Raw genomic sequence first — 9,134 nt, forward strand, 5'->3', positions numbered from 1 at the left:
ATTATTCTACACATGAAACCAGTTTTTTATTCATCAAAAGATGAAATCCGAAATAGAATTTTAAAGAATGCCGAAGATTTCTGGAACATTAAAGATACAAATGATTTCGATCCGCTGGTAAAATTGATCATTGAGGCTTTGAGCAATGAGCTTTTTAACGTTGCCAATGATGTTAAAAATTTAGAGAACAGAATCTTCGATAAAATCAGCAGGATTTTAGCACCTGATCACCTCACCTCTTCCTTACCGGCGCACGCCATTATGCACGCAAGACCTATAGAAGAGGAAGATTACCTTTCGCCATATACCCAGTTTGCGTTTAAGAAAAACATTCCGCAGGAAAACGACAAAGCCAAAAAAAGCGACATTTTCTTCGGCCCCTTGCACACGGTTAAGGTTCATAACGCTGCCATAAAATATATAGCCACCGGAAATACACTTTTCAGTGTTGATAAATCAAATAAGCAACCTGTACTGAATACGCTTCCTGGTTTTGCTGTAGAAAAAAATACCATTTACATTGGTCTAACCGGCATAAAAAACTGGATGGATTTTAATAAGCTTAACTTGTTTTTCGACTGGAAAAATTATTCAGTCCCAGAAAACACTTATGATCTTCTGTCTTTAGGAAAGTGGTTTTATAAGGATAATGAGCTGGGTGCGTACACCGAACGTTTCATGGATGAGCCTTTAACTGGTAAAACCGAGGCTCCCTTTCATCATAAACAATTGCTGAACTTAATTAAGGCTGATCTATTACAGTTTTACAGCAACCGCTTTATCACCCTGGGTGACCTGAATGATTTTAATATCAATAATGAGCCAGAATTGCCGGCTGCTTTAGCCGATATCTTTCAACCTGCCGGAATAAATCAGATTGATAAAAAGGTTAGATGGCTTAAAGTGATTTTCCCTGCTGCCATTAATCAGGAAATGCTGAATGAGCTTCATATTTACATTAATGCTTTCCCTGTAGTGAATAAGAGGTTAACCCAGATTAAGCACAGGCTAAAGATTATGAATAACATTATCCCGATTAAGACAGAAGAATCGGATCAAATGTTGGCCATAGAAAACCTGAAAGATAATCATGGCAACAGCTATAATGAAATTCCATATACCAATGAAAATGAAAAAGGTGATGGCTCATTTTCAATTAGATACGGCGGAACTGAACGTTTTGACACCAGGAATGCCAAGGAATTGGTTGATTACCTTTTTGAGCTTTTGCGAGACGAGAAGGCTGCATTTTCTGCCTACGGACCTGATTTTTTAAGCACTATTTTAAAAAATTTAGAACAAAACATTGCCTTAATTGAACAGAAGAGCCGTTCTGCCCTCAAAGACATTAAGGAGTTGCCGAGTTACATCCTGTTAAAACCAATTGACGATGCCGACATTTTATTTGTAGACATTTGGGTTACTCAGGCCGAAGAAGCCAACCATATTAATGCAGGGAGCAGATTGGTTGTATATGAAAATAATAAAGTAAACGCGGAAAGCATCTTTTTCTTAAGCCAGACGAAAGGCGGCCGGACGAAATTAAATGCGAGCAACAGGGTGCAGGCTTATAAATACGGGTTAACAACAGCCGATAGAATTATCACCAAAGCTGATGTAATTAATTTTTGCCGTTACGAATTGGGGCAAAAACTCAATGGCATTACTTTAGCCAAAGGAATTATGATGGATAATAAGCCGAATGCTGGTTTCATTAAAACAACAGATATCATTATTGAGCCTGCAGAAAATCAAAAACTCAGCATTCAGGATTGGGAAGAGTTATTAAGTTTAACGCTGGCGAAATTAAAACTCAGAAGCACCATGAATATACATTACCGGATGATGTTGAAACCATCGGTTTATAGGATGATTTAGATGTAAACTGTGTAACCGAGGTAAGCGCTTTCCCCATCTGCAGTAAGGAGGGTTTCCTGTAATTCGGTTGCGGTGAGCAATTCTACCGTCACTTCGGTATCAATAGGCATTAGATAGCTAATGGCCATGTCTAAAATAGCCCTATTCTGCTGACCAGGTATAAATTTAACGAGTTCTTGTGGAGTAGTTGGCCCGATATTAATGTGATACGCCTCATTATCGGGGGTGAAACTGTCTCCTATAATGGTATCAATACCCAGGGCACTGCTCCCAAGTTGCATCTGAAGGTCATCTGCAATTTTTTCGGGGGCAACATGGACAGTAGCATTCACCAATAGAATGGGCAGGTTAAACAAAGCAGTAAGCACTTTAGATACGAAGCTGATATCGTTTCTTTTTTGTTGAATTTCTGGCAGTAAGTGCATCCAGATAATGCTTTGTTCTTTATTTAAGAGATTAAATTCATCCCAGCCAAATTCGAAAATCCGGCTTAGATCGGAATAAGTTGTTTTTTTATCGAGCTTATTTTCGTACAGCTCTGTCATGATTCTTACATGGTTGATTTCTGCATCAAACGGTGTAAAGAATAACCGGGCCTGTTTTTCTTCTTCTCTCCTATCCCTTATGTCCTTAATCATGGATTCTTCATCCATTCCGGCGCTGCCTGTTGGAGGCCTGTGGAAAAGCCCTTCCGGCAACATATCGTACAAACTTTCCCTATTGGTACTGATCCGGATACGATCGTGCCGCCTTTTTTCAGAATAATAACCGGCGCTATGCTCAATATCCTTAGTGAATGCGCGTTTATCTGCACCCAAAGGGATAATTTCTATCCGATCTGCATCAATTACCTCACGTTCGATTAAGTCGGCAGCATGGGCCACCGCCTTATAATCTGTAAAGAGTTCGTTATGAATTAAAGTTTCTTTTTTCATCTAAACTTTCAGCCCGCTTGTTTGTTAAGGGTTAAATTAATATTATAGAACAAATTAGCATTACAACCAAATACTAAAGATACTATATTTGTAACACATCACATCTAAAAAAATTAATGGACGTTAAATCTTTTTTTATTCGCTTTCTACTATTTCCGCTGATTTTTATTGTTTCAACGGCAATATTTTCTATCATTAACAAAAAAAATCAGTTCCTCAATAACAAACGACTTATTGTAAGTGTTCTTGTCATCGGCATTATTTTAGCAATCCCTGGTTTTCTGGGTTTTCTAAACTTTAATTTTATGCCCTGGGGTTATATTATTTGCTGTATATTTTATATTTTAACAGGTACTATATTTGTTTATTTACTAACAAAATACTATCCCAAAGAGCTACTCGAGCGCAAGCTATTTATCTTTTTCGCCACTTTAGTTTCGGCTATATTATCGGTGTATTTATATCAGCTGGCCTTTAACTGGCTAAGTAATGTTCGTTTTGGCTGGTGGGGCGCTGGCAGTATTACCTGGTTCTTTGTACCGCTTATATTCTGGTGGGCTTATGTTGCTCTACTTAGTATCCCCTCCGAAATCTACAAAATCTGGAAATATCCTTCAACGCCATTGGATATTAATATGGACCACGTAGACTTTAATAAACTATTGGTTTTAGAGCTGGAGCTTTATAAAAAAAGCAGTGATCCGGAGCCGTTAAAAGTAAAGGTTAAGGCACCGGAAAATATGAATTTCGGAATCTGGTTTCATAAATTTATTGATGACTATAACCTTAAGTTCGGTAAAAACCCTGTTGAGTTCAGAGATGAGGATCAAGATGGTTACCGGTGGATATTCTTTATTAAAACATCATTCTTTAAACGAAATATTTTTATAGATCCGGATTTAGATATCACTGAAAACGGCATTTCAGAAAAAATGACCATTTATGCAAAACGAGTAACCGAAAACGTTAACAAACCTAACGAAGTAGGAGAAAGTGGTATCTTTATTTAACCTCTAAAAAATCTTACTATGATTAAGCCGCTAAAACATAAGTCGATCAACTGGATTAATGGAATGAAACTATCCAGTAGTCATTTCACCGCCAACGACCTTTATCTACAGGATTTTGTTAGGGACGCCATATCTCTTAACATTCATAACAGCAATTATGGCTTTTTACCGCCAGTTGTAGGCTACAACAGTTCACACGATATTGAGATTGTGGAGAAGGCCACCAATCATATTGAAATAAGAGTGAAGTATTGTAATGCTCTTACTCCTGAAGGTGTTCATATTGATATACTGCAAAGCGATGCGATGGATAATTTAATGCATAGCCATTATTTTGGTCAGTCAGAGCCACGCAATTACTATATTCTGCTGGTTGTGAATCCTTTTACCAGGGTACCAGCTGGCACGCCAGATCCTGAAGAAAGTCCGTTGCGCTATCCTGAACTGGCTAAGGCATACAGCATTGTAGTTTTACCGGAAACGGAGATTGCCAGTCAAATGCCTGATAATTATTTCTTAACGATAGGCCAGGTTTATCATGAAAACGGAAGGTTAACGATTAATAATAGTTATATCCCGCCAAGTTCTACCATTACCAGTCATCCGGCATTAATCCGCTATTATGAATCATTTAATACCTTATTAAATGATTTGCAACTGGCATCATTTAAAATTATTGATAAAACCAGCGGCAGGGATAACATCACCCCCTTAGGTAAAAACATCAGGTTGATCTCTGAAAAGATAGTGGATTTCGTAGCAGGGATTTTTTATGAATACAGGAATGTTGCGTACAGGGAATCGCCAACGGTGTTGGTTGGTTATTTCTCCAGTTTAGCACATATCTTTTTTACTGCTGTTAAATTAATAGACCCCAAAGAGCGCGAGGAGTTACTTAAATATTTTTACGAATGGAAAGATGTAACGCCCGGAAACTTTGAGGAGCTTTTAGCTAGAACGATAGAACTTGTTTACGATCATAAACAGATTAATCAGTCTATGGTTACCGTGAATGATTTCTTAAGTGTATTGGTTGCGCTCTGGAATAAGTTGAGCGGATTAGAGTACATTGGTCAACGCAAAGAAAATATAGTTGTTGCCGAGCAGCAAGTTGTACAACAGGTGCAGGCTAGAAAAACCTGGACACTTTTAGATTAAGCACCCAGGCTTCTAAAAACATTATACCGATCATTATTTAGCGAAGAGAAATTTGGCTTAGTTGCTTAAATTTCATCTGAAAATGCTAAATATTGATCGGTTTTTTTGTGCAATATTATTTTCTCCATCTTAACTATCCTTCTATAAACGATTACATTCTTAGTCTTCAAATACCTATAATAAATGGCTTTTTATTCCTATTTATCTTATTAAATGATAATCATTTAAAAATAAATCAATCGAAGTATTTTTAAATGCTGCTATCTGTGGTTATTACAATACTATTTTGAAAGGATGATAAAAAAAATAATACTAAGCCACTGGATTTGAGACTTTCAAACGAAAATAAATCATTTTACCCCTTTATATTTACCATTTAGCCCCTGCTTTACAGATTAAGATATCGCTATATTTGATACAATCGATACTAACTAAGCATTCAAAAATAAGTTAGCATTTTGAGATTTATAATCTAACCAAATTCTTATGAAAAGCATCAGCCAGTTGTGGAAATGTGCAAACTTTCCATTTAAGAAATTTATTCTGCACGTAACGTCCGGTTGATAAATAAACATCTTTTTAATCCATAATCACTTATATATAAGCCCTAAAGAAAGGAGAGTTATACAAAACAGAAATGATTATTACCTTAAAAATTAACCAAATATCAACCTAAAAACAAAGAAATGAGTAATCAAAAAACATTCAAATCAACTGTGCTATTCATTTGCCTGTCTGTGGCATTTTTATCGTGCAAAAAAGACAAAGAAATTGAGGCAGAAGCCGGAAGTGTTAAGGCCTGGGAAACATTAATAGATGGCGACTCATTCGCCAGTTACGCAAACTTTGAGGCTAAATGGAATTACAATTATCCGTGGGGTACAGACCATAATGGATCTGCACGCATGGTAGGAAGCTCCACAAATCATAACCAGATTTCATTAAGTGGCGGGGCAATGACCATCACAGCTACCCGTTTAGCCAGTTCACCGGGCAATAGTACCGCTAATGGTTTTACAAATGTAGCCATATGGTATAACTCTGGCGCTTGCTATGCCAAACAACAGGTGCTTATTAATGATCAGTTTCCTAGTTATACGATCTCAGGCGATTTTGCAGTACCTACTGCACGGGGAACCTGGCCTGCTTTCTGGATTACGGGCGTTAATTCATGGCCACCGGAAAGCGATATTATGGAATTTAAAGGAAGTGCTACCAATTGGCAGAACACTTACGACGGCAGCTGGGAAAATAAATTAACGAACGTTTCTAACGCCGGATCATTCCATAACTACAAATGCTGGTATAATAAGATAAACGCCACTGATGTAGAATGTCATTATTATATCGACAATACCTGGGTAGCCAGACATGTAATGAGTAATTCGGTTAACAAGGCCATGTGGCTAATTGTTAACATGCAAATGGAACGCGATAGTGGTTCTCCGGGTCCGTCTGGGAATACGTTATATCATATCAAGAACGTTTATATGGGCAGGGAGAGAGCTTTTTAAACCTCATCAGATATGAAAAACATAGGAGGTAGTGTTTGCTACCTCCTTCTCAGTAAAATTCCATAAATGAAACTAATATTTAGATTCCTGGTATTCTTTGTGTTATTGCTAAGCTGTAAAAAGTCAGAGACTTTGCAGCCGCAAAACGACCTGAATCTCCTGCTCCAAGAGATCAACTTATTAAGGCAGTCGGGCTGTAATTGCGGAACAGATTATATGCCTCCCGTGCCCCCACTCCAACCAAGTGCCTTACTGGATAATGCCGCAATGGCCCATGCAAAAGACGTGGATCAACGAAGTTATTTTGCACATATATCACCCGAAGGTACTACACCAGAAGAAAGGGCAATGCAGGCCGGCTATAAGGGAAATGTTAAGGGAGAGAATTTAGGAAAGGGTTATACCCATTCAGATCAGGTAATTAATGCCTGGAAAAACAGCGTGAGCCATTGCAAAGCCATAATGGATGGCAATAGTACCGAAATTGGCATTGGCTTCAGCAGGAACTATTGGGTTACTTTATTTGGACGCCCCTGATCAGGAATCGCAAGAATTATTGGGAAATGAACAAATTAACTTTGTATCAATTACCCCAATAAAACTAATTTTCCGGCGCCAGCTATCCATACTTAATTTGAACAAGGTATTAAGATGTGTGCATTGACTTAACAATAATTAGGCTATTTTAGCTGTTTTATGAATGACGATTTCTGTTGTAAGCTGGCTGGATTTTGCAACAAAATCTAAAAGATATTCCTGCTTATTATGGAGGTCCAAACCTGATTCATCGGCCCATTCTTCTTGAAAAATAAAAATATCCTGATCAGTTACTTCATTCAAATCATATTGAATGCAGGCTTCCTCTTTTCTGGATTGAGAAACCATATTAAGCAAAAGTGTTCTCAACTCTTCTTTCTTTTCGGGCTTACTTTTAAGTATTGCTGTTAGATAGATGCTCATATATTTCGGTGTTTAAAAATGTTTGTGTTAAATGTAACCGGTAAAGTTCTAAATCTCTCTCCACGTTGGCGTTTTTTTCAATATCATGAAAATGCATTCCACCTAAGCGCTCCATCCCGATAAAGGCATTCATCCTGTGGAAACCAAATAGTGGTCCATCGTCTACACTGGTTTGCATAAAAAACTCACCTGGTAAAGTAAAGGCTTCTTTTGGGGCATTCCATGATGAAGTTACCATATATTTTCTTCCATGCAACATGCCTCCTGTACCATAATTTCTGGTTGGATTATCAGCTTTGCGGCCATCATTAATATAAATTCCTTTTTTATGTCCTTCGGTAAAAACCACATCGATATATTTTTTAAAACCGTGAGGCAACTGAAACCACCAGATGGGTGTATGGTAAATCACAACATCAGCCCAAACATATTTAGCAACTTCTTCTTCCGGATTATAATTGTCATTAATATTAGTGGTTTTGACCTCAAATTCAGTCAGTTCTGAAAAGAAATCTGCCGTTGCCAGGGAGATGGTTTTATTGAATTTACCTCCTGAATGACCAAATTTCTGGCCACCGTTTATGATGAATATTTTTGTCATTTCTATTTTATCTTTATTGATTGCCCAAAATTACCTCAAGAATTGCTATTATTAAAACAAGTTAATTCATAGCTTTGTATCAGAATTATAATACTATGGTTAACCTGGAATGGTACAGAAGTTTTAAGGCGATTTATAAGACCGGCACTTTAACGGGTGCTGCAGGAAGTTTATTTATTTCGCAGCCCGGTGTAAGTTTGCACTTAAGCTCGTTAGAGAGCTATGTTGGCTACAAGTTATTTGAACGAACCGGAAGAAAGATGCTTCCGACGGAAAAAGGAAAGGCACTTTATAATTTTATTATTGAGCCACTGCTTAAGTTAGAAGATGCTGAAAAGCATTTTCAAAAAAGTACTGAAAAACATACACCGACCATTAGCATCGGAATGTGTTTTGAAACTTTTCAGATTACACTGGAACAATATATTTCTTCTCTGCCTTTTAACGTGATTATCCGTTTTGGCGAATATCCTGAAATGCTTGATCAATTAGATAAAGGCATCCTCGATCTCATTATCACACCACAAAGAGGAAGTTCGCCCAACATTGAACACGAAGCATTTTCATCAGAAACTATTGTATTGGTTGGCGGCATTGATACCGACGATGAGCCATTTAAATCACTGGTGAAAATGAAGGATTTAGCTGAAATGGAAATCTGGCTGAAGAAACAAAAATGGTATGGTACGGCTGGAGATATGGAACACTTGCTGCGCTTCTGGCAATTAAACTTTGGAAAACATGCTGATTTCAGACCAAACTACATCGTTCCAAATTTAAACTCTATTGTGCGGTGTTTATCTGGCGGAAAAGGCCTGGCTATTATCCCCGATTTTCTATGCAAAAACGAAGTTGAGGAAGGAAAAATCAAAGTGATTTGGGATCAAGCGGAATTCTTGGGGGAAAAGAAATAATTTGTTTCTTTTGCTTTAGTAAACCAAACGTATTTCATTTTGAGCCAAGCCGCAGAAACCCTAATCAGTTTATTATTGCCAGAAGGCATTCTGGATTATTTCGAGTTAACCAAAGTAGATAAAGAAGGTAAGATGTTGAATATCTACCTCCAGGAGAAGAACAT

The 9,134-nt window shown here is 37.5% G+C and carries 9 protein-coding genes; 6 read left to right on the forward strand and 3 right to left on the reverse strand.

Annotation, left to right across the window (positions count from 1 at the left end; translation table 11 throughout):
- The first annotated feature begins 12 nt into the window (after positions 1 to 12).
- Entirely contained in the window at positions 13 to 1,878 is a 1,866-nt protein-coding gene (locus GJU39_RS05240) for a type VI secretion system baseplate subunit TssF (protein WP_154279640.1), read from the forward strand.
- Here GJU39_RS05240 and GJU39_RS05245 read toward each other — a convergent pair.
- The gene (locus tag GJU39_RS05245) at positions 1,875 to 2,813 is read right to left on the reverse strand and encodes a type VI secretion system baseplate subunit TssG (protein ID WP_154279641.1); all 939 of its coding nucleotides are present in this window, start codon (positions 2,811 to 2,813) and stop codon (positions 1,875 to 1,877) included. The two genes, GJU39_RS05240 and GJU39_RS05245, sit on opposite strands and share 4 nt — an antisense overlap.
- A gap of 116 nt (positions 2,814 to 2,929) precedes the next feature.
- Here GJU39_RS05245 and GJU39_RS05250 point away from each other — a divergent pair, with 116 nt between their 5' ends.
- From GJU39_RS05250 to GJU39_RS05265, 4 genes are all read left to right on the forward strand, one after another.
- On the forward strand, positions 2,930 to 3,823 hold the full coding sequence (locus GJU39_RS05250) for a TssN family type VI secretion system protein (protein ID WP_154279642.1): 894 nt from the start codon (positions 2,930 to 2,932) through the stop codon (positions 3,821 to 3,823).
- An 18-nt stretch (positions 3,824 to 3,841) separates the two neighbouring features.
- Positions 3,842 to 4,981, forward strand: a complete 1,140-nt coding sequence (locus tag GJU39_RS05255; protein WP_154279643.1) for a hypothetical protein — start codon at positions 3,842 to 3,844, stop codon at positions 4,979 to 4,981.
- Positions 4,982 to 5,667: 686 nt separating this feature from the next.
- Positions 5,668 to 6,495, forward strand: a complete 828-nt coding sequence (locus tag GJU39_RS05260; RefSeq protein WP_154279644.1) for a LamG domain-containing protein — start codon at positions 5,668 to 5,670, stop codon at positions 6,493 to 6,495.
- A 66-nt stretch (positions 6,496 to 6,561) separates the two neighbouring features.
- Complete coding sequence (locus tag GJU39_RS05265) at positions 6,562 to 7,032, forward strand: CAP domain-containing protein (RefSeq protein WP_154279645.1); 471 nt, start codon at positions 6,562 to 6,564, stop codon at positions 7,030 to 7,032.
- Between the two features lie 138 nt (positions 7,033 to 7,170).
- On the opposite strand, the gene GJU39_RS05270 is transcribed toward GJU39_RS05265, so the two are convergent.
- Together GJU39_RS05270 and GJU39_RS05275 are read right to left on the reverse strand one after the other, a co-directional pair.
- Entirely contained in the window at positions 7,171 to 7,455 is a 285-nt protein-coding gene (locus GJU39_RS05270; RefSeq protein ID WP_154279646.1) for a putative quinol monooxygenase, read from the reverse strand.
- Positions 7,427 to 8,056, reverse strand: coding sequence for an NAD(P)H-dependent oxidoreductase (locus tag GJU39_RS05275; protein ID WP_154279647.1), 630 nt, complete (start codon positions 8,054 to 8,056; stop codon positions 7,427 to 7,429). Before GJU39_RS05275 ends, GJU39_RS05270 begins: the two co-directional genes overlap by 29 nt.
- Before the next feature lie 95 nt (positions 8,057 to 8,151).
- Between GJU39_RS05275 and GJU39_RS05280 the strand changes: the two genes are divergently transcribed.
- On the forward strand, positions 8,152 to 8,970 hold the full coding sequence (locus GJU39_RS05280; protein ID WP_154279648.1) for a LysR family transcriptional regulator: 819 nt from the start codon (positions 8,152 to 8,154) through the stop codon (positions 8,968 to 8,970).
- Positions 8,971 to 9,134 lie beyond the last annotated feature (164 nt).

This window comes from Pedobacter petrophilus (assembly GCF_009674725.1).
Lineage (GTDB): Bacteria > Bacteroidota > Bacteroidia > Sphingobacteriales > Sphingobacteriaceae > Pedobacter > Pedobacter petrophilus.